At 35.2% G+C, this 19,672-nt stretch carries 19 protein-coding genes; 11 read left to right on the top strand and 8 right to left on the bottom strand.

Features of this window, described 5'->3' with window-relative positions; translation table 11 throughout:
- Positions 1-4 precede the first annotated feature (4 nt).
- Positions 5-1,105, bottom strand: a complete 1,101-nt coding sequence (locus ACFSTE_RS10835) for a fatty acid desaturase family protein (RefSeq protein ID WP_254883990.1) — start codon at positions 1,103-1,105, stop codon at positions 5-7.
- A 284-nt stretch (positions 1,106-1,389) separates the two neighbouring features.
- Here ACFSTE_RS10835 and rsmG point away from each other — a divergent pair, with 284 nt between their 5' ends.
- Positions 1,390-2,019, top strand: a complete 630-nt coding sequence (gene rsmG, locus ACFSTE_RS10830; RefSeq protein WP_378256660.1) for a 16S rRNA (guanine(527)-N(7))-methyltransferase RsmG — start codon at positions 1,390-1,392, stop codon at positions 2,017-2,019.
- Between the two features lie 7 nt (positions 2,020-2,026).
- Here the strand turns inward: rsmG and ACFSTE_RS10825 are convergent, their stop codons facing one another.
- Positions 2,027-2,491 carry a GNAT family N-acetyltransferase gene (locus ACFSTE_RS10825; RefSeq protein WP_378256658.1) on the bottom strand — a complete coding sequence of 155 codons (465 nt, stop codon included), beginning with the start codon at positions 2,489-2,491 and terminating at the stop codon, positions 2,027-2,029.
- 119 nt (positions 2,492-2,610) lie between these two features.
- A complete protein-coding gene (gene pruA, locus ACFSTE_RS10820) occupies positions 2,611-4,239 on the bottom strand; it encodes an L-glutamate gamma-semialdehyde dehydrogenase (protein WP_378256656.1) in 1,629 nt (542 codons plus the stop codon).
- A 147-nt stretch (positions 4,240-4,386) separates the two neighbouring features.
- Here pruA and ACFSTE_RS10815 point away from each other — a divergent pair, with 147 nt between their 5' ends.
- Together ACFSTE_RS10815 and ACFSTE_RS10810 are read left to right on the top strand one after the other, a co-directional pair.
- Positions 4,387-5,103 carry an NRDE family protein gene (locus tag ACFSTE_RS10815; protein ID WP_378256654.1) on the top strand — a complete coding sequence of 239 codons (717 nt, stop codon included), beginning with the start codon at positions 4,387-4,389 and terminating at the stop codon, positions 5,101-5,103.
- Positions 5,100-6,083 (top strand): DUF6695 family protein, encoded by a 984-nt coding sequence (locus ACFSTE_RS10810; RefSeq protein WP_378256652.1) that lies wholly within the window; start codon positions 5,100-5,102, stop codon positions 6,081-6,083. The genes ACFSTE_RS10815 and ACFSTE_RS10810 overlap by 4 nt, the downstream gene beginning before the upstream one ends.
- Here the strand turns inward: ACFSTE_RS10810 and apaG are convergent.
- The 3 genes from apaG to ACFSTE_RS10795 form a co-directional block, all read right to left on the bottom strand.
- Positions 6,076-6,462, bottom strand: coding sequence for a Co2+/Mg2+ efflux protein ApaG (gene apaG, locus ACFSTE_RS10805; RefSeq protein WP_176029045.1), 387 nt, complete (start codon positions 6,460-6,462; stop codon positions 6,076-6,078). The genes ACFSTE_RS10810 and apaG overlap by 8 nt on opposite strands.
- A gap of 4 nt (positions 6,463-6,466) precedes the next feature.
- On the bottom strand, positions 6,467-7,489 hold the full coding sequence (locus ACFSTE_RS10800; protein WP_378256650.1) for a DUF3667 domain-containing protein: 1,023 nt from the start codon (positions 7,487-7,489) through the stop codon (positions 6,467-6,469).
- A gap of 82 nt (positions 7,490-7,571) precedes the next feature.
- Positions 7,572-8,816: a type IX secretion system plug protein gene (locus tag ACFSTE_RS10795; RefSeq protein ID WP_378256648.1), complete on the bottom strand. Its 1,245-nt coding sequence runs from the start codon at positions 8,814-8,816 to the stop codon at positions 7,572-7,574.
- 201 nt (positions 8,817-9,017) lie between these two features.
- Between ACFSTE_RS10795 and ACFSTE_RS10790 the strand changes: the two genes are divergently transcribed.
- The 8 genes from ACFSTE_RS10790 to ACFSTE_RS10755 all read left to right on the top strand — a co-directional run bounded on the left by ACFSTE_RS10790 (position 9,018) and on the right by ACFSTE_RS10755 (position 17,948).
- Positions 9,018-10,370 carry a Na(+)-translocating NADH-quinone reductase subunit A gene (locus ACFSTE_RS10790; protein ID WP_176029047.1) on the top strand — a complete coding sequence of 451 codons (1,353 nt, stop codon included), beginning with the start codon at positions 9,018-9,020 and terminating at the stop codon, positions 10,368-10,370.
- Between the two features lie 4 nt (positions 10,371-10,374).
- The gene (locus ACFSTE_RS10785; RefSeq protein ID WP_176029048.1) at positions 10,375-11,574 is read left to right on the top strand and encodes an NADH:ubiquinone reductase (Na(+)-transporting) subunit B; all 1,200 of its coding nucleotides are present in this window, start codon (positions 10,375-10,377) and stop codon (positions 11,572-11,574) included.
- 2 nt (positions 11,575-11,576) lie between these two features.
- The gene (locus ACFSTE_RS10780) at positions 11,577-12,332 is read left to right on the top strand and encodes a Na(+)-translocating NADH-quinone reductase subunit C (protein ID WP_176029049.1); all 756 of its coding nucleotides are present in this window, start codon (positions 11,577-11,579) and stop codon (positions 12,330-12,332) included.
- A 3-nt stretch (positions 12,333-12,335) separates the two neighbouring features.
- Positions 12,336-13,025, top strand: a complete 690-nt coding sequence (locus ACFSTE_RS10775; RefSeq protein WP_176029050.1) for an NADH:ubiquinone reductase (Na(+)-transporting) subunit D — start codon at positions 12,336-12,338, stop codon at positions 13,023-13,025.
- A gap of 41 nt (positions 13,026-13,066) precedes the next feature.
- Positions 13,067-13,783 carry an NADH:ubiquinone reductase (Na(+)-transporting) subunit E gene (nqrE, locus tag ACFSTE_RS10770; protein WP_176029051.1) on the top strand — a complete coding sequence of 239 codons (717 nt, stop codon included), beginning with the start codon at positions 13,067-13,069 and terminating at the stop codon, positions 13,781-13,783.
- A 1-nt stretch (position 13,784) separates the two neighbouring features.
- Entirely contained in the window at positions 13,785-15,095 is a 1,311-nt protein-coding gene (gene nqrF / locus ACFSTE_RS10765) for an NADH:ubiquinone reductase (Na(+)-transporting) subunit F (protein ID WP_176029052.1), read from the top strand.
- A gap of 268 nt (positions 15,096-15,363) precedes the next feature.
- Complete coding sequence (locus ACFSTE_RS10760; protein ID WP_378256644.1) at positions 15,364-17,280, top strand: tetratricopeptide repeat-containing sensor histidine kinase; 1,917 nt, start codon at positions 15,364-15,366, stop codon at positions 17,278-17,280.
- Positions 17,281-17,306: 26 nt separating this feature from the next.
- Entirely contained in the window at positions 17,307-17,948 is a 642-nt protein-coding gene (locus ACFSTE_RS10755) for a response regulator (protein ID WP_176029054.1), read from the top strand.
- A 4-nt stretch (positions 17,949-17,952) separates the two neighbouring features.
- Here the strand turns inward: ACFSTE_RS10755 and ACFSTE_RS10750 are convergent, their stop codons facing one another.
- Entirely contained in the window at positions 17,953-18,879 is a 927-nt protein-coding gene (locus ACFSTE_RS10750) for a PorP/SprF family type IX secretion system membrane protein (protein WP_378256641.1), read from the bottom strand.
- Positions 18,880-18,882: 3 nt separating this feature from the next.
- A partial coding sequence (locus tag ACFSTE_RS10745) for a T9SS type B sorting domain-containing protein (RefSeq protein ID WP_378298139.1) occupies positions 18,883-19,672 on the bottom strand: 790 nt, incomplete at its 5' end.

Here is a 19,672-nt window from a genome sequence, read left to right as displayed (position 1 = left end):
GGTATTATGATTGTATTGCAGGTTTCATTCCCATTTCTTTTAGATGTTTGAAATGTGCAATGATTGCCTTGCGAGTGGTTTTATATTCGTTATAGGGTAAATTAAATTCTAAAGCAGTTTGTTTAACTATTTTGGAAATTTTTGAGTAGTGAATATGACTAATATTCGGAAAAATATGATGCTCAACCTGATGGTTAAGTCCCCCGGTATACCAGTTGATCAATTTGTTTTTTGTAGAAAAATTGACAGTAGTGAATAGCTGGTGAATAGCCCAGGTGTTTTTCATGTTTCCATTTTCATCTGGTTTAGGCATTTCAGTATCTTCTACAATATGAGCTAATTGAAAAATAACACTTAGGATCAGTCCTGCTACATAATGCATGACAAAGAATCCTAGTAGTATTTTCCACCAGGCTATAGAAAGAATAAGCATGGGGATTACAATCCAAATCATTAAATAAATGATTTTGGTGATTACAACCGTGCTCCATTGTTTTAGTGGGCTGGGAAGCTTTCCATAAGCAAGCTTTCTGGCTAAGTATCTCTTTGTTTGTTTAAAATCAGTAGCGATAGCCCAGTTAAAAGTGAGAAGTCCGTATAAAAATATGGAATAATAATGTTGAAACTTGTGAAACCTTTTCCACTCGGCATGTTTTGTAAACCGAATAATTCTTCCGGCATCCATATCCTCATCATGCCCATGAATATTCGTATAAGTATGGTGCAGAACATTGTGCTGTACTTGCCAGTTATATACATTTCCTGCAAGAATATACATGCTTCCTCCCATTATTTTATTAATCCATTTTTTAGAAGAATAAGATCCGTGATTTCCGTCATGCATTACGTTCATCCCTACACCTGCCATTCCAATTCCCATCACAACAGTGAGAAGCAGCATCCACCATTGAGAGATGTCGAGAGTGAGAATTAAAAAATAAGGGGTTAAGAATAAAGAAAACATAATTACTGTTTTGATGTGTAATTGTAGGTTTCCTGTTCTCTTAATGTTATTCTCCTTAAAATATTGGTTGACACGTTTATTGAGCGTCCTGAAAAATTTTGTGGAATCTCTTTTGTTGAATCTTATATTTGGTGCCGTCATGAGCATTTGGGTTTATGACGTATTGTTATTTTGTCAAGTTTATATTAGACAAAGTTAGGTATTTATATTTTTTTGAAGTTCTTTAAGTTGAATAAATATCTACGGGAAATCCTTTAAAGAATATTTTTATAGATAGGATTTTGTGTAAAAATCAAAATGAAGGCTAAATTAATATGAGAAATGTAATTGTGAACTTTTAATAACTTGTATTTTTGCGGCATAATTAAAAACGGGAAAAATGTAGTTTGTGGCTTCTTTTTTCTGCGTAATGTGATCCAAATACAATGAAAGAGGTTTTAAAATATTTCCCAGATTTAAATGAAGAGCAACTTGCAAAGTTTGAGAAGTTAGGTGAGGTATATAGAGAGTGGAATGCAAAAATTAATGTGGTTTCCAGAAAGGATATAGACGCGTTATATGAACGTCATGTGTTGCATTCTTTGGGGATTGCCAAAGTGCAGGAGTTTGCTAAAGGAGCGAAGGTGTTGGATGTAGGAACAGGAGGAGGGTTTCCAGGAATCCCATTGGCTATCTTATTTCCTGAGACAGATTTTTATTTGGTAGATGTGATTGCGAAAAAAATCAAAGTAGTTAATGAAGTTGTAAAAGCTTTGGAGATTGATAATGTTACAGCTGAACAACGAAGAGCGGGAACTTTTGAAGATCGTTTTGATTTTATCGTGAGTAGAGCAGTGACAAAAATGCCTGATTTTTATCAATGGGTTCGGAAAAATATATTGAAAAAAAGCACCCATGAATTACCCAATGGAATTCTTTATCTCAAAGGAGGAGATTTAAGAGAGGAGTTGCAGAAGTTTCCAAAAGCAACAGAGTATAGCTTGTCTGATTATTTTGAAGAAGCTTTTTTTGAAACAAAAAAAGTAGTACACCTTCCTATAAAGTACAAATTATAGAAAAGGATTATTCGTTGATGTTATAACGCATAGAGACTAAATGTTGCTTAAAACCTGCTTTTTCGTAGGCTTTTATTGCGCTGGGGTTTTGATGGTATACTTCTAGTTGGACTTCTTCTATTTCTCTTGTTTTTAACCAGTCAATTAGTGAGGTGATTACTTTTTTTGCAATCCCTTTGCCTCTGTGGTTTTCATCGACAAACATAAAGCCTATATAGCCTAATCTGTCTTGAATATAGATGCCTTTTCTAGGGCGGATTTGGGCATAGCCGCTACCAACTACTTGTTGATCGATTTCAGCAACAATAACTTCAGTGTCTTTTGCAGAAATGTATGACTCGATATCATAGTAGCTTATTCTTTCTGTTTTTTTTAAAGTGTTATCCATGGGTCTCTCTATTTCGATTAATCGTTGTTCGAAATCAAGTAAAACAGGAAGATCGTCGATATGGGCGGGTCTGATAGTGATCATGTAGTACGAAAAATGATGTTAGGAGAGTAAATATAAATGAAATTATCGATAAGAAAATGTTAAAAAAAACGCGCTACAGAGAACTACTGTAGCGCGTTTTTGACGAATGTATTAATGTTTTATTCTCCTAAGAAAGGGTATCTGTAGTCTGCAGGAGACACAAAAGTTTCTTTGATGGTTCTTGGAGAAACCCAACGAAGTAGGTTAAGGTAAGAACCTGCTTTGTCATTTGTACCTGATGCTCTGGCACCACCAAAAGGCTGTTGTCCTACAACCGCTCCTGTTGGTTTGTCGTTGATATAGAAGTTTCCTGCTGAGTTTTGCAACGCTTTGGTAGCTTCAGTAGCAGCGTAGCGATCTGTTGAGAAAATAGCGCCTGTTAATGCGTATTCGCTAGTTTGATCAACTAATTCTAATGTTTGACTCCATTCGCTATCCTCATAAACATAGATGGTAATAACAGGTCCAAACAATTCAGTGCACATAGTCGTGTATTTAGGATCTTTGGTTAAGATAACAGTCGGCTCTATAAAGTATCCTTTTGATTTGTCGTATCCACCTCCTATAATCACTTCTGCATTTTCGTCTTTTTTAGCCTGGTCTATATAAGAAGCTAATTTGTCGAAAGATCCTTCGTGGATTACAGCAGTGATAAAGTTACTCATGTCCTCTGGAGATCCCATTTTGAAAGAAGCAATATCCTCCTTAAGGAATTTTTCTACATCGCTCCAAAGACTTTTTGGGATGTAGGCTCTTGATGCAGCACTACATTTTTGTCCTTGGTATTCAAAAGCACCACGGCTGATACCAGTAGCTACTTGTTTAGCGTTAGCACTTGGATGAGCAATTATAAAATCTTTTCCTCCTGTTTCTCCAACAATTCTAGGGTATGTTTTATAGTGGTGGATGTTTGTTCCGATTTTTGCCCAGATGTCCTTAAATACATGAGAACTACCGGTAAAGTGGATTCCGGCAAAATCAGGACTGGCTAATACAGTGTCAGTAATCATAACCGGATCTCCGTATACAACATTGATTACACCATCAGGAATTCCTGCTTCCTTGAAAATTTCAACAATTACCTGAGCAGAAAATATCTGACTGTCACTAGGTTTCCATACAACTGTATTTCCCATTAAGGCAGCACTGGCAGGTAGGTTTCCGGAAATAGCTGTAAAGTTAAAAGGAGTGATAGCGTATACAAAACCTTCTAATGGTCGGTATTCAATTCTGTTCCATGCTCCGGATGTTGATTCTGGTTGATCCTCATAAATTTTGGTCATGAATTCAACATTGAAGCGTAAGAAGTCTATAAACTCACAAGCAGCATCAATTTCGGCTTGAAAAATATTTTTTGATTGTGCTAACATAGTAGCAGCATTGATTTTAGCTCTGTAAGGTCCTGCTATTAATTCAGCAGCACGTAAGAAAACAGCGGCACGCTGTTCCCATGCTAAATTAGCCCATTCCTCTCTTGCCTGGATTGCTGTATCTATAGCTTCCTGAATGTGTTTTTTTTCAGCTTTGTGGTAGGTTCCTAATATGTGTTGGTGATCATGAGGAGGCGCCATGGTTCCTGTGTCTCCTGTTCTAATCTCTTTTCCGTTAATGTATAAAGGGACATCTACACTAGCATTATATAATTCTTTATAAGCAGCTAAAACTTCTTCTCTTTCTGGGGTTCCTGGAGCATATGATTTAATAGGCTCGTTAATTGCAGTTGGAACTTGAAAAACGCCTTTTCCCATAATGCGATACGTTTATTTTTGTGAGTTATTAAATTTTGATGGCAAAGATAGGGAATTATGTAGGCTTAAGGGCTTTTAATGTGTCATAAACATGTAGTTTTTATTTTTTTTGTAAGTTGTATATCGTTTAACCGACCCAAGTTATCTATGTGTACTGTAACTTTTATACCTACAGGTGGGGATAATTTTATTCTTACCTCCAATAGAGATGAAGCAATAGAAAGGAAAACGCTTCCTCCGGATTTTTACAAAATTAATAAGACTAAAATGCTCTTTCCTAAAGATGCTGTAGCCGGGGGGACCTGGATAGGAGTGAGTGATAAAAATACAATGATATGCTTGTTGAATGGAGGTTTTGAAAAACACCTTCGATTGACTAATTATGTGAAGAGTCGTGGGGTGGTGGTAAAAGATTTGCTGGAAGCAGTTGATGTAAAAAAAGCAATTGAATCTTATGAGCTTTCGGGAGTAGAACCTTTTACAATTATAGCTGTTAACTGGTCTTCGGATTTACTGGCGCTGGAGTTGGTTTGGGATGGAAGTAAAAAATATATAAGAAACCTGGGACATAAAACCTATATCTGGTCCTCGTCTACATTGTATACTAAAGAAGTTAAAGAAAAAAGAATAGACTGGTTTCGGGAATTTGAAGAGAAAAATGAATTGACAAAAGAAAATATGTTGTCATTTCATAAAAGTAGAGGGAATGTTAAAGATGGAGTGAACCTCTGGATTGATAGAGGACAGCTAAAAACAAGAAGTATTACTCAGGTCTTTAAAAATGATGAAGTAGTGTCTATGCGATATGAGGATTTGTTGGAAAATGAAGTGAATTCGGTAATTTTTGAAAGCGTAATTGTGTGAAGTATACAGGTAAAATAATTTCATTGGCTTTTCCTGATACTTTTGTGAAACTTTCTGATGAGACTTTTGTGAAGTTTTTATCATATGTAGGGATTGGGACTTCTCAATATATAAAAGCGGGTCATGCGGCTTTCGTATTAATTGATAACCAGACAGGGAGAGCAGAATACTTTGATTTTGGGAGATATATTACACCTAAAGGAAAAGGAAGAGTCCGAAGTGCGATTACAGATGTTGAATTAGAGATGGGAATTCAGGCGTCTTTTGCAGAAGATGGAAAATTAAGTAACGTAGAAGAGTTTTTGCTGTGGTTGGAAGCGTCTCCCGAAAAAACACATGGAGAAGGGCGATTGATCGCTTCTGTTTGCGATTATATCTATTATGATAAGGTGAAGTCTTTTATTTTGGGAATGCAGGAAAAAAGAAGTGTTCCTTATAAAGCTTTTGGGAAACATGGAAGTAATTGTTCTAGGATTGTTACAGATGCTATTCTGGCAGGAACAGATCACCCTGTGATAAGAAAAGGGTTGCTGTGGAATAAGAAATTTACTCCAAGTCCTTTAGGGAATGTGGAAAAATCATCATTAGAGAATCCTATTTATGAGACGATTGATGGAGTGGTGAAAAGATATTCCGGATCGATTTTTAAAGAAAATCTGAAAAATTATTTCGATAAAAAAGTACCCGTTGGTAACAGTTCGGATAATGAATGTGAAAGAATTGATGATGCAGATTTTTTGGAAGGAATTGGAAGTAGTGCTTATTTCAAGTTAGAGAATTCAGAAAAAGAACAGCACTATGTCATCTCCCGGTATACTGAATCAGGAATTCTTGATTTTAAAGGAGTGTTTAAAGAGAAAAAAGGGAGGTTTGATAGTTGTATTCCGTTTTCTTTTCAATACGAATCAAATTGTAAAGAGTGTTATGTGAAACAAAACGAGACTGTTTTTGTTTTTGATTTGGTGGCGCGAATTAGTTGAGGGCAAAAGGAGCGCTCAATTTAAAAGGAGGGATGGTTACCTTGAATTTTCTGGTAGATGTGAAGTTGACCATGTTGTAATACCCACTCATAGCGCCAAAAGGAGAGCTGAGAAGACATCCGCTTTTGTAAGTGTGAGACTCTCCTGGTTTTAGAACAGGTTTTTTCCCGATAACGCCTTCTCCTTCCACAATTTCAGTATTGTTTAAAGAGTCTTTGATTTCCCAAAAACGAGAGGTAAGTTGTACGGAGTCTTTACTTTGGTTTTCTATAGTGATCTGATAGCCAAAGGCAAAATGGATCTTATAGTTCTTATAGAACGTGCCTTCAAAGGTGGTTTTCACCGAAATTCTTATGCCTCTGGTAACCTGTTGAATCATACATTTAATAAAAGAAAATAGACCCTCCAATTGCTAAACTGAAGCCTACTCCTGCTAAAATAAAGAATAATATGTTTAAAAGTGTAAATTTAACAATAGTTTTAAATCTTCCCTGATTGTAGAATTTACGCAATGATTTGTACAAATATAGTAAAAATAAAAGTGTGCTGATTGTTACAGGGAGTTGGTAATCAATTGCTTTTGTGAAAAGGATTGCCAATCCCAGTAAGATGAAGAACATTGTTTGGGTGTGAAAGGTGAATACCAGGTGTTCCATATAGGAGAAAGGGTTTCTCATATAGAGGAGCCATAAAATAAGAGAGAAAAAGGGAAGAAAAAAGAAGATGATAAAAGGAGATTTGTTGAAAATGTATTCTGCGAGCTCTATTGGGTTGCTGTCTAATTCGTTAGCTTTAATGATTCGTTTGTATATGTATTTGTTAAAATTGTTAACATTATGATTCAAGCTGTCTAATGCTTTAATAACTGATTTTTCTTTCGTGTCAGTATAGAAATTGGAATAGGTACTGATCCGATATTTGATCCTTTCGAAATATTTCATAGATCCTAGCTGTTGTTCGGAGTAATATTGTGTAGCGGTAGAGTCTGCCTCTGAGAAAAAATGTACATGTAGAGGGGTTTGTGTTGTATTGGTCTTTTTTTCTTTATTTACCTGGTATCTCAAACTGTCAAAATCAATAAAAAAACCATTGATGATAAAAAAGATAATAGAGACGCTGAGGTAGAATCTGAAAGGATTGGCGTATTTGACACGTTTGCCTTCTGTGTATTCTTTTGTTATTTTTCCAGGTCTGAATAACAAGGCAATAATTGTGTGACTTAATCGGGAGTCGTAGGAGAATAAACTAGAGAAGTATTCGCTAAAAAAATCACTAAGGGCTAGTTTTTTTGTAGTGTTTACTTGTCCGCAGTGATGGCAGTATTTGTCTATAATATCTAATGGGACTCCGCAATTGAGGCATTCTGTTCCTCTGTATTTTTTTAGAAATCGTCCAGTTTCCTTCATAGGTTTATTGCGTATGTGTTTTGAAAAAAATAAGGCTAAAAGAGGATTCTTTGTATTGTAGAATATGCGGTAAAAATACTAATCAATTTGTTATTGTGGAAGAATTTCCTGTTCCTTTTCCGATTGCTCTGTCATATCGGGCTCCCGGAGCTCTGTAATAAGCGATGACTGTATATTCGTTTTCGGTTTCGTCAAAATTTCCCGAAATAAAACCATAATCGATAGTATTATCAGGTAATACAAGGATGTATTTGTAGTTGTAGAAACCTTGTTTGAATAAGCTTGTATTATGATACATTCCGGTGTTTTTGTTGTATTTCATTAGGGTGGAGTTATCTATTTTGAAATTATTAAAACTTCCGTAAATGTGTATGTTGCCATCGCCAATAGGTTCGTAGCATTCCAGAGTAAAATGCATCCATACGTAGTCCGCTTCTATGTCATGATTGTTAGCTCGTAGGTTTCTGATGACAAACCCTCCGTTTATATCCGGGTTTCTGGTATAGTTTTTTGCTGCTCTTACACGGTCATTGTATAAGTAGTTGTGGTAAATATCTTCCAGATCAGATTTCTGTATGTTAACAGTCGATGTTCTTACTTCTTTGTTGTCGAAAAAGAGAAATTCATTGCTTCCCCAAAAACTGGCTTCCTGATCGTACTTGTATATTAAAGAATTGCCAATGGTAAATTGAGGTGTTAAGTTAGAAATGGAATTTTTTATATCGTTGTTTTGAATGACTAACGTCTTAACAGTCTTTTTGGGATTTCTGAGAGGAGGATTGTGAGGGGTGATTTCGAACTGTACACTTTGTTTGGTGTTTATAAAGTCGAGATCACGAGATCTTTTGGTATATACTTTTACTGTGCTGGTATTTTCGTAAACGATTAATTTTCTGGAGAAAACCAATTCTTCGTCTTCATTGTATATTTCTATAATGTAATTTCCGCTTACTTTGAGGGCTTTGGTGTCTTCATTAGGGATTCTTAGAAAATAGTGACTATAAGTCTGTAGTGTGTTGAATGAGTTTTCGTAATCGTTAATTCTGATGTCGTCGAACCCGTCCAGGTATTCGTTTTTATTTAAGATTGAGGGAGTCCAGTCAAAGTTGCAATGTCGGATTTTATAATAGTAGTCTGCTTCGTCTCCGTTAATGTCATCAAAGGTGATAAGTAGTGGGGTGCCTAGTTGTATGATGGGGGTGCCTGAGAATTCCGAATTTCCTTTGAATTGGATTGTTTTAATGTATTCGGGAGGAGCTATTTCCTGTGTGTGTGCAGAAAAAATGCTTGAGATAAATGCCAGGTATAAAATGATTGTTTTTTGCATAAAATGAAGAGGTTGCATGGGGTAAATATAGGAAAAATGAAAACGTTATAGTTTTAAAATGAGGAGGAAGTTTTTGTAAGCACTTCCTTATTTAGAAGGGTTATAAATAAAAAACATAAGTCTTTCCCTGTTTTCACTTGAGGGTTTTAATTAGTAAATTTGCACGATTTTTTTAGTTAATAAACTTAGACTATTTCAAATATGTCAAAAGACATTCGTATCAGAAAGGGCTTGGACATTAACCTTGTTGGTGAGGCAGAAAAAGTAACTGTCAAAGCCACCAAAAGTAATGTATATGCAATTAAGCCTGACGATTTCCACGGTATCGTGCCAAAAGTGATTTCTCGAGTAGGTGCACAAGTTAAAGCCGGCGAACCCCTTTTCCATTCTAAATCTAATGAAAAAATGTATTTCCCATCTCCTGTTAGTGGAGAAGTTGTGGAAATAGTTCGCGGAGCTAAAAGAAAAATTTTAGCGTTTAAAATTCTGGCAGACAAAGAGCAGGAATATGCTGATTTTGGCATAAAAGATCCGGCAGCTCTTAGTAGAGAAGAAGTAACAACGCATCTTTTAGCATCAGGTTGCTGGCCATTCATTAAACAACGTCCTTATGATGTTATTGCTAATCCGGAAGTAGCTCCTAAAGCTATTTTTGTTTCAGCATATTCAACAGCACCTCTGGCTGCGGATTTCGATTATACGCTGGCAGGGAAAGAAAAGGAATTACAAGCTGCGCTTACCGCATTAGGTAAACTTACAGATGGAGCGATTCATGTATCTGTAGGGGCAAAGGGTAATTCTGTTTTTTCAAGCTTGTCAGGGATAACAGTACATGGCGTTTCTGGACCACACCCAGCTGGAAATGTAAGTGTGCAGATCGCTAATATTAATCCCTTAAATAAAGGAGAGGTTGTTTGGACAGTTAATCCTCATGATTTGGTGATCATAGGAGAGTTATTATTAACTGGGAAATTTAATGCAGAAAGAATCGTAGCACTGGCAGGATCATCTGTTAAAACTCCAAAATATTACAAGACAATTGCAGGAGCAGAAGTTTCTACAATTGTATATGATTCTGGAGTAAAAGATGAAAACATCCGAGTAATTAGCGGAGATGTTCTTACAGGAGAAAATGTGAAGCCTGATGGATACTTGGGGTATTATGATGCTACTATATCAGTAATTCCTGAAGGAAATGACTATGAGCTTTTTGGATGGAATAAACCTATTTTTAATAAGATATCCCCTTCCAGAGCTTTTACTTTTTCTTGGTTGTTCCCAAAGAAAAAATATGAATTGAATACGAATACGAATGGAGAGCACAGAGCATTTGTAGTAACAGGAAGTTATGAGAGTGTTTTTCCATTAGATATTTATCCATTACAAATTTTAAAAGCTTGTTTGGTTAAGGATTTAGATGCGATGGAGCAATTAGGAATGTATGAAGTGGCTCCAGAGGATTTTGCTTTGACAGAATTTATTTGTGTCTCTAAGCAACCACATCAGAAAATCATTAGAGAAGGACTCGATTTAATGTTAAAAGAAATAGGATAGTGCTATGAGCTTGAAGAATAAATTACATGAATTAAAACTTAAATATAAGGATAAGAAGATGGCTCCTGCATTTAATGCAATCCATACATTCTTATATCTTCCGAATGAGGTAACTCATTCCGGAGCCCATGTACGTGGTGCTGATGATTTAAAGCGTACGATGAACACTGTGATAATGGCATTAGTTCCTTGTTTGATCTTTGGAATATTTAATGCTGGATATCAATATTACACTGCTATTAATGGAGTGCCAGAGAATTTTTCTTTGTTTGAACACTTTGTAAACTGGGAAAACTTTGCTCTGGGAGCTTCAAAAGTACTACCGTTAGTGGTCGTTTCTTATGTAGTAGGATTAGCTGTCGAAATTTTATTCGCAGTTAAAAAGAAACATGAAGTAGAAGAAGGATACCTGGTAACAGGAATGTTAGTTCCTTTAATTGTTCCGATTGACACGCCACTATGGATGTTAGCAATTGCTGTTATATTCGGAGTAGTAATAGGAAAAGAGGTGTTTGGAGGAACAGGAATGAATATCCTGAACCCAGCATTGACCATTCGTGCTTTCTTATTCTTTTCATATCCAGGATGGATGTCAGGAGATAAAGTATGGGTACACTCAGCTATTGAAAAATCAGGAGTAGATGCATTGTCAGGGGAGACTGTATTAGGGTATTTGGCGAATTCAAAACCAATGTCTTATTCGGTTTCTGATATGTTTTTTGGGTTTATACCAGGATCAATAGGAGAAACATCTACCTTGTTAATTTTATTAGGAGGATTATTTCTGATTTTTTCTAAGATTGGAAGTTGGAGAATTATGTTGAGTGCTACATTAGGAGTATTAGTGATGGGATTAATCTTTAATGGAGTTGTAGATGCAGGATGGATCAAGGAATCAAGTAAGTTTTATGCCTTGATGAACTTTGAATTCTGGCAGCATTTATTAGTAGGAGGGATCGCGTTTGGTATCGTATTTATGGCCACTGATCCTGTAACTGCTTCTCAAACAAACAAAGGAAAATGGATTTATGGATTCCTTATAGGGTTTATCTCGATTCTAATACGAGTATTTAACCCAGCATATCCAGAAGGAGTATTCCTGGCAATACTATTAATGAATGTATTCGCTCCAACGATCGATCATTATGTAGTACAAGGAAATATTAAGAAAAGATTGAAACGTTTAAAAGTAAAAACTGCGTAATCATGGCGATGAACACAGATAAAAATTCATATACAATTATTTTTTCCATTTTAATGGTAATTGTAGTTGGTTCTTTATTAGCGGGTGTTTCTTCTGGACTTAAAGGGAATATTGACGCAAATAAGAAAAAAGAAAAACAACAAAATATATTATTCGCTATGGGAGTAACCGATAGCGAAAACCCAAATGACTTTGTACCAGCAGAACAGGCACAAGAGTTATTCGAGAAATATATTGGAGAAGAGCAATATATCATTGTTGATGGAAAAGCAGAAAAAACTTCTGAAGCATTTGCTGTAGAATTAAAGAAAGAAAATGATGCAGTAAAGCAAGATGCTAATTATAAAAGAAGATTACCCCTGTTTATTGGAGAAAAGGACGGAGAGAAATTTTATATCTTACCGGTTAGAGGAAATGGTCTATGGGATGCTATTTGGGGATATATAGCCCTGGATAAAGATTTTACGACTATTAAAGGAGCTTTTTTCGACCATAAAGGAGAAACCCCGGGACTTGGAGCAAATATTAAAGAATCGTTCTTTAGAGATGACTTTAAAGGAGAAAAAATTTATAATGCATCAGGAAGCTATCAGGGAGTTACTGTGAAAAAAGGAAATGGAGACCCGAAAAATGATAGAAAAGATGACAATGCCGTAGATGCTATTGCAGGAGCTACAATTACTGGTAATGGAGTTACTGTAATGGTTAAGAAAGGGATAAAAATGTATTTGCCTTATTTTGAATCTTTAAAAAAATAACAAATGGCTGAAGTAACAGAAAAAGAAAAAGTAAAAGAACCAAAAGAGCCTTTGTTCTCTAAGAAAAATAAAAAACTGTTGAGCGACCCGCTAGCAGATAATAACCCGATTACAATTCAGGTATTAGGTATTTGTTCTGCTTTGGCTATTACAGCTCAGTTGAAGCCATCAATCGTTATGGCAATTTCCGTACTTTTCGTTTTAGGAATAGGAAATGTAGTGATCTCTTTAATGAGAAATATTATTCCTTCCAAAATACGAATCATCGTACAATTAGTAGTGGTAGCAGCTTTGGTAATTATCGTAGATCAGGTGTTGAAAGCATTTGCGTATTCACTGAGTAAAGAGTTATCAGTATTTATTGGTTTGATTATCACCAACTGTATCATTATGGGGCGATTTGAAGCTTTTGCTTTAGGAAATGGTCCTTGGAAGTCTTTTCTAGATGGAATAGGAAATGCTGCAGGATATGGATTGTTATTGATCGTAGTCGCTTTCTTTAGAGAGTTACTCGGATCAGGAACATTATTCGGGGCAAAAGTATTAGGAGATCCTATAGAGAAAACAGGATTGTATGCTATTGGTTATGAAAATAATGGTTTTATGGTATTGGCGCCTATGGCACTGATAACAGTAGGAATTATTATTTGGATTCAGAGAAGTAGAAATAAAGCACTAATCGAAGATCATTAAGAAGATGGTCTCTGAATAAAGAGACATGTAAATAAAACATTATGGAATATTTAGAATTATTTTTAAAATCGATCTTTATAGATAATATGGTATTTGCATTCTTCTTAGGAATGTGTTCATACCTTGCTGTATCTAAGAAAGTGTCGACAGCGGTAGGTCTTGGTGCTGCTGTAATATTTGTATTGGCAATAACAGTTCCTATTAACTTTTTATTGGATAAATATGTGTTGAGAGAAGGAGCATTAGTGTGGTTAGGTCCAGAATATGCGGATTACGATCTGAGCTTTCTTACCTTTATCCTGTTTATTGCAACAATTGCAACTATGGTACAGTTGGTAGAAATTATTGTAGAAAAATTTTCACCTTCTTTATACAATTCGCTAGGTATTTTCTTACCACTTATTGCTGTAAACTGTGCGATCCTTGGAGGATCGTTATTTATGCAGCAAAAAGAATTTGCTACAATTTCTCATGCGGCAGTATATGGAGTAGGTTCGGGAATAGGATGGTTCCTTGCTATTTTAGCTATTGCAGCAATTAGAGAGAAAATCAGATACTCTAATATCCCTGCACCATTAAGAGGGTTAGGGATTACATTTATCCTTACAGGACTTATGGCAATCGGATTCATGAGTTTTGGAGGAATGCTTACAGGAGGAGATGAAGAGGAAAAGAAAGAAGAAAAAACTGTACAAGTAGAGCAAAAGGAAACTGCTAAGGAAGTAGCAGAAAATACTAACGTTTCAATTAATAAATAATATGGTAGTTTTAGCGTCAACAATTGGAACTATTGTAATAACGGTTATTGCATTTTTAGTCCTTACATTGGTATTAGTTGGGATATTATTATTTGCGAAAGATAAGTTATTACCATCAGGACCAGTAAAAATAACAATAAACGGAGAAAAGGAAATCGAAGTAGCGTCCGGAGGTAGTTTATTGTCTACTCTAGGAGGAGAAAAGATATTTTTGCCTTCAGCCTGTGGTGGTGGTGGAACATGTATTCAGTGTGAGTGCCATGTATTAGAAGGAGGAGGAGAAGCACTTCCTACAGAAACGCCGCATTTTTCTCGTAAAGAACTACAACACGGAGCCCGATTAGCATGTCAGGTAAAAGTAAAGCAAGACATGAATATTCAGATACCGGAAGAGGTATTTGGGATTAAAAAATGGGAGGCAGAAGTAGTGCGTAACTATAACGTAGCTTCTTTTATTAAAGAATTTGTTGTTAGAATTCCAGAAGATATGGATTATAAAGCAGGAGGGTATATTCAGATTGAAATTCCAGCTTGTGAGATCAAATATTCGGATATAGATATTACTGCGCATCCAGAAGAACATGAAACTCCTGATAAGTTTCAGGCAGAATGGGATAAATTTGGACTGTGGCCATTAGTAATGAAGAATTCTGATATAGTAGAAAGAGCATATTCTATGGCTTCTTACCCAGCAGAAGGAAGAGATATCATGCTTAATGTGCGTATTGCAACACCCCCATGGGATAGAGCTAAAAATGGATGGATGGATGTGAACCCTGGAGTTGCTTCCTCATATATCTTTTCCAGAAAGCCAGGAGATAAAGTAATCATCTCAGGACCTTATGGAGAATTCTTTATTAATGAGTCTGATGCAGAGATGTTATATGTAGGTGGAGGAGCAGGAATGGCACCAATGCGTTCTCACTTATATCACTTGTTCAAAACATTAGAAACAGGACGTACAGTTACTTATTGGTATGGAGGACGTTCTAAAAGAGAGTTGTTCTACCTGGAACATTTCTACGAATTAGAAAGAAAATTCTCTAACTTTAAATTTTTCTTGGCATTATCAGAACCATTAGAAGAAGATAACTGGAAAGTAAAGAAAGATATTAATGATGCAGAAGGAGATGGTTTCGTAGGATTTATACATAATTGTGTGATCGAAAATTACCTGAACCATCATGAAGCACCAGAAGATATAGAATTGTATTTCTGTGGACCGCCATTGATGAATAAAGCGGTAGAAAAAATGGGTCAAGATTTTGGAATTCCTGATGAAAATATCAGATTTGATGATTTCGGAGGGTAGTTTAAAATATATATCTAATAAAAAAACCGGTACATAATTGTACCGGTTTTTTTGTTTTTTTACAGAGAAAGCAGAATTCTTGAGAAGATTTTTTTGTGAATACTGCAATAATAAGGAGGATCAATAACATATTTTTTATTGAATTACCCTGAATAGTTAATTTGATTTATAAAACGCAAGAATCTTGTTGTTTTGATTTTTGATTGCTAACTTTCCAGTTGGAAATACAATAAGAAAATACTAGTTCGCTAATAGACCCCTTTTATTCATGATAGACTATATATCCAGATTACTCCTTCTGTGGTGTACTGCTTGTTCATGTATTGGAATAGCTCAGAATGATAAAGAAGTTGATTCGATTCAACTGGCTTTTTCCTATATAAATACTGCAGAGAATCATAAAACACCAGCTATTATTTATGAATTACTTCGTCATAATAAAAATAGAGAAACCAGGTTAAAAGGACTTATTATACTGGGGCAGCATTACAATAATATTAATGAAATTGACTCTTCGTTATACTATGCCAATAAAGCTATTAATGAATTAGAAAAAGGAAAAAAGGATGCTGTTTATTATGGAAGATTAGCAAGGGTGTATAATATCCTGGCAGTGGCTAATGAACAAAGAGGGCTTATAGAAGAAAATATATCCTGGTGTATAAGAGGAATAGAAGTATCTGAAAAAGGAAAGGATACCTTATTGCTGAATATGCATAAGCACGGATTAGCATATGCCTATAGTAAACAAGATAGGTATGAAGAAGCTTTGGAAATTTTCACTTCTTTTCTGGATGCTAAAGATGACCCCAGATTAATATTTGCAACACATATAAACATTGGTGTTATCCAGGCAGAACAAGGAGCTATAGCAATGTCTAATACTTCGTATATGAAGGCGCTACCTATTTGCGAAGAATTAGGAGATAACAGGTGTAAGATTGTTATTAATATTAATTTAGGAGATAATTATAGGGATCAGGGTAACCTGGATAAGGCTCTGGCACATTATAGAACAGCATTAAAAATGGCTGATGCGCATAAATTTAAGAAATATGGTGCAGAAGCTTCAGTAAGTATTAGTAAGATTTTGATAGCCAGTAATATGTTGAATGAAGCTGCTTTTATTTTAGTAAAAGCATTGGATAATGCTGTAGAGGGTGGTTTTTTAGAATTACAGGCAGCTATTTACAGAAACTTGATTACGATATATAGCAGGAAGAAAAAATATCGAACGGCTTTTGCAATGCAGCAAAAAAAAGAACGTATTACAGATTCTATTAATGTAATGCAACGACAAAAAGAGATTTATGAATTAGAGGTAAAGTACAGGACACTGCAAGGGAAAAAAGAAATTGCAATTCTAAAAAAAGATAAAGAATTACGGAAAACAGAATTATTCATGGAACGAAAGGTGAAAATTATTGCGATTATATCTTTTGTTGTGATTTTGATTCCTATTATTTGTCTGCTTGTGGTTTATTATCAAAAGCTGAAAACGCAATATGCTTTAAGTGAGAAAAAAGAAGAAGTACATGATCAGAAAATATCTTCGTTAGTTAAAGATCAGGAATTAAAACTCATAAAAGCACTTGTCAAAGGGCAAAATATAGAACGAAAAAAGATAGCGCAGAATTTACACGATAGTTTGGGAGGAACATTAGCATCTATCAAACTTCAAATTAATAACCTGGAGGTAAAAGACAACAGGCTCCCCTCTATATTAGAACAGTTGGATGATGCTTATGAAGAAGTTCGTAATTTTTCTCATGATTTGATTCCTCAAAAATTCCAACGTGATAATTTTATTCAGCTGATAAAAGAATATGTAAATAATATAGGTGATGCCAGTAAATTAGATGTGAATGTATATACCTACCCGGAAGAAGATATTAATAAGCTGGATTCAAAATTCCAGAATGAGATTTTCATGATTTTACAGGAATTAATAACCAATACTATTAAACATGCAAAAGCGACGCGAATGGATATAGAGTTTAATTTATTACCAAATGCGGTTAGTTTGCTTTTTGAGGATAACGGAAAAGGTTTTTTGTTTGATAAACAGAAAACAGGTATTGGTCTGTCTAACATCCAAAGTCGATTAAAAGCATTATCCGGAAGTTTTCATATTGATAGTATGCCTAAGCGAGGGACTATTGTTAATATCGAGCTACCTGTTTAACTAATAAGCATTTTGATACCCACCTTATGAAAAAAATAAAGATATTGATAGTAGATGATCATGTGCTTTTTCTGCAAGGAATAACTTCTTTAATTAAAGGAAAAGAAAATATCGATATTCGTGGTACTGCAACTAATGGGAAAGAACTTTTGTTTCTTTTGGAGAAAGAAGTAGTAGATATGATTATTTTAGATATTGGCATGCCTGAGATGGATGGAATCGAAGTTAGTAAAGTTATTAAAAAGAAGTATCCAGAGGTAAAAATATTGATTATCAGTACACATAATAATGTTCAAATGATTTCCCGTCTTATCAGGATAGGAGTAGATGGTTATTTGTTAAAAAATACAGAAAAAAGAGAAATGTATCGAGCTATCGACCAGGTGTATAGCGGAGCTTCTTTTTTTTCAGCAGAAATAATAAGAAGACAAAAAGAAAACGAAGGAAAATTAAAAAAAGAGCGACAATCAGTTACAGAATTAAGTAAAAGAGAAAAAGAAATATTAAGATTAATTGCTCAGGGGTACACTACTATTGAAATATCAGAAAAAGCCTTTATAAGCCAAAATACAGTAAATACTCATAGGAGAAACTTATTATCAAAACTACAAGTAAAAAATACGGCAGGTTTGGTGAAATATGCGGTAGAAAATGGTTTTCTGGATTAAAATATTATCGTTTGGAAGAAAAACCATTTCCGAATCGATATCTCAAAATAAGACCGTGGGTATTGTTTACAGGACTGTTATTGGTTCTAAAATTATAGTTGTAGACCAGGTGCCAATGTTTGGCAGCATATAAACCAGCAAGTACATTAATAGCATTTGTAGATCGATACCCAGTTCCGATCTCGAAAATATGTTTGTATTTAAAAATGAAATTACTGTCGACTTGCACTGGAGCTCCAGAAACATGCTTGATCAGTACACTTGGAGTCAATGTTATGTGATCTCTGTATTTGGAGATAAAAAAACGAACCCCCATATGAGCATAAACACTTTTTTCTACTGATAGTTTAGTAGCATTTTTTGTGGAACTACTTATGATATTGGTAGCAGAAAGCCCAGCAAAAAAATGAGTGTCATTATATAAAATACCTGCATGAATAACTGGAAATGTTTCTTTGATATTATTTTCAAAATTAGGATCATTCGTAATGTTTAATCGAGCTAAATCTTCTGACCAATTCATAATACCCGCTGTGATCCCCATAGATATTACTTTGGGGTTATAATCCCACCATCTGGCATTATTCGAATTTTTTCGCAATGGGATTTTATAAGCATATGACCCGAAAAATAAAGAAGAAGAAGTAACGCCTATTTGATCACTTACTACTCCCGCAGCAAGCCCTGTCCGTTTAGACTCAAAGGAGGTGTTGAGTATACCACTTATTGTTCTGGGGGCTCCATCTATTTGGTGAAACCCTCCTCTGCTACTAAGGGATAAATCACTGTCTTTGTAGAATCCTGCATGAGCAGGGTTTATAAGAACCGTGTTGTAATTGTAATTCGCTAGTACAGGGGATTGTTGTGCCTGAACCGATATTAAGACGAATAATAAGATGGAGAAGAGTTTATACCTGAATTGAAATGTCATTACTTATCTTTTTAGGATTAGATATCCTTTGGTTTTTTTTAACGTATGAGTTCCTTTTATAGAAATGATAAAAAAGTAAGTGCCTTCGGGAAGTTTACTGGCTCCCAGATTTTGCAATCGATTAGCCATTCCGTTAAATACGCGATGTTTATTGTCATAGCCATCGATTTCAAAAACTAAATCCCCCCATCTATTATAAATAGAGACTACATTTTCAGGGTATTCTTCAATCTTTTTTATTTCCCAAAAATCATTGATTCCGTCATTATCAGGAGAAAAACCATATCGGGTATCATGAGTAGTATCATGATATACATGGATTGTTACTTCATCTGTAGCAAAACAATTACGATCCCTGTTGTAAAAAGTTACAGTATACGTAGTAGTAGCTGCAGGAGTAGCAATAGGAGTAGCACTTTCAGGATTGTCTAGACCTGTTGCGGGAGTCCAGGAAAAAGTACCTTCTTCAGAAGAAATAATTTCAAGCTGTATAGATTCTCCTTCTTCAATGTATTCATCGCTTCCTGCATCTACCTCTATTGAAGGGGTATTTACTCTAAAAGAACAGCTACTTATATTTCCACTAACATCTGTTGCTGTTATAGTAATGGTCATTCCATCAGTAAGGGGACTTCCTGCAGAGGGGGTTTGATTGATTATTGGATTAGGATCTATAACGTCTGTAGCATTGACTAAAGAGGAGTAGTCAGGTACGATTGTAGTAGTACAGCTCACTGTTTGATCTGTCGGGCATGTAATGCTTGGGGGCGTGGTGTCTGCATCCTGATGGATG

It is taken from the genome of Aquimarina hainanensis (assembly GCF_042684685.1).
GTDB classification, from domain to species: domain Bacteria; phylum Bacteroidota; class Bacteroidia; order Flavobacteriales; family Flavobacteriaceae; genus Aquimarina; species Aquimarina hainanensis.
The sequence above is the reverse complement of the archived record's forward strand: the minus strand, read 5'-3'. Positions and strand labels throughout refer to the sequence as shown.

Coding starts and splice junctions, on each gene's coding strand:
- ACFSTE_RS10795 (WP_378256648.1), bottom strand. CDS start 8,816: ATGCAAAAAACAATCATTTTATACCTGGCATTTATCTCAAGCATTTTT.
- ACFSTE_RS10785 (WP_176029048.1), top strand. CDS start 10,375: ATGAGCTTGAAGAATAAATTACATGAATTAAAACTTAAATATAAGGAT.
- ACFSTE_RS10755 (WP_176029054.1), top strand. CDS start 17,307: ATGAAAAAAATAAAGATATTGATAGTAGATGATCATGTGCTTTTTCTG.
- ACFSTE_RS10775 (WP_176029050.1), top strand. CDS start 12,336: ATGGCTGAAGTAACAGAAAAAGAAAAAGTAAAAGAACCAAAAGAGCCT.
- nqrF (WP_176029052.1), top strand. CDS start 13,785: ATGGTAGTTTTAGCGTCAACAATTGGAACTATTGTAATAACGGTTATT.
- ACFSTE_RS10815 (WP_378256654.1), top strand. CDS start 4,387: ATGTGTACTGTAACTTTTATACCTACAGGTGGGGATAATTTTATTCTT.
- ACFSTE_RS10825 (WP_378256658.1), bottom strand. CDS start 2,491: ATGATCACTATCAGACCCGCCCATATCGACGATCTTCCTGTTTTACTT.
- ACFSTE_RS10800 (WP_378256650.1), bottom strand. CDS start 7,489: ATGAAGGAAACTGGACGATTTCTAAAAAAATACAGAGGAACAGAATGC.
- ACFSTE_RS10835 (WP_254883990.1), bottom strand. CDS start 1,105: ATGACGGCACCAAATATAAGATTCAACAAAAGAGATTCCACAAAATTT.
- ACFSTE_RS10790 (WP_176029047.1), top strand. CDS start 9,018: ATGTCAAAAGACATTCGTATCAGAAAGGGCTTGGACATTAACCTTGTT.
- rsmG (WP_378256660.1), top strand. CDS start 1,390: ATGAAAGAGGTTTTAAAATATTTCCCAGATTTAAATGAAGAGCAACTT.
- ACFSTE_RS10780 (WP_176029049.1), top strand. CDS start 11,577: ATGGCGATGAACACAGATAAAAATTCATATACAATTATTTTTTCCATT.
- nqrE (WP_176029051.1), top strand. CDS start 13,067: ATGGAATATTTAGAATTATTTTTAAAATCGATCTTTATAGATAATATG.
- apaG (WP_176029045.1), bottom strand. CDS start 6,462: ATGATTCAACAGGTTACCAGAGGCATAAGAATTTCGGTGAAAACCACC.
- ACFSTE_RS10750 (WP_378256641.1), bottom strand. CDS start 18,879: ATGACATTTCAATTCAGGTATAAACTCTTCTCCATCTTATTATTCGTC.
- ACFSTE_RS10760 (WP_378256644.1), top strand. CDS start 15,364: ATGATAGACTATATATCCAGATTACTCCTTCTGTGGTGTACTGCTTGT.
- pruA (WP_378256656.1), bottom strand. CDS start 4,239: ATGGGAAAAGGCGTTTTTCAAGTTCCAACTGCAATTAACGAGCCTATT.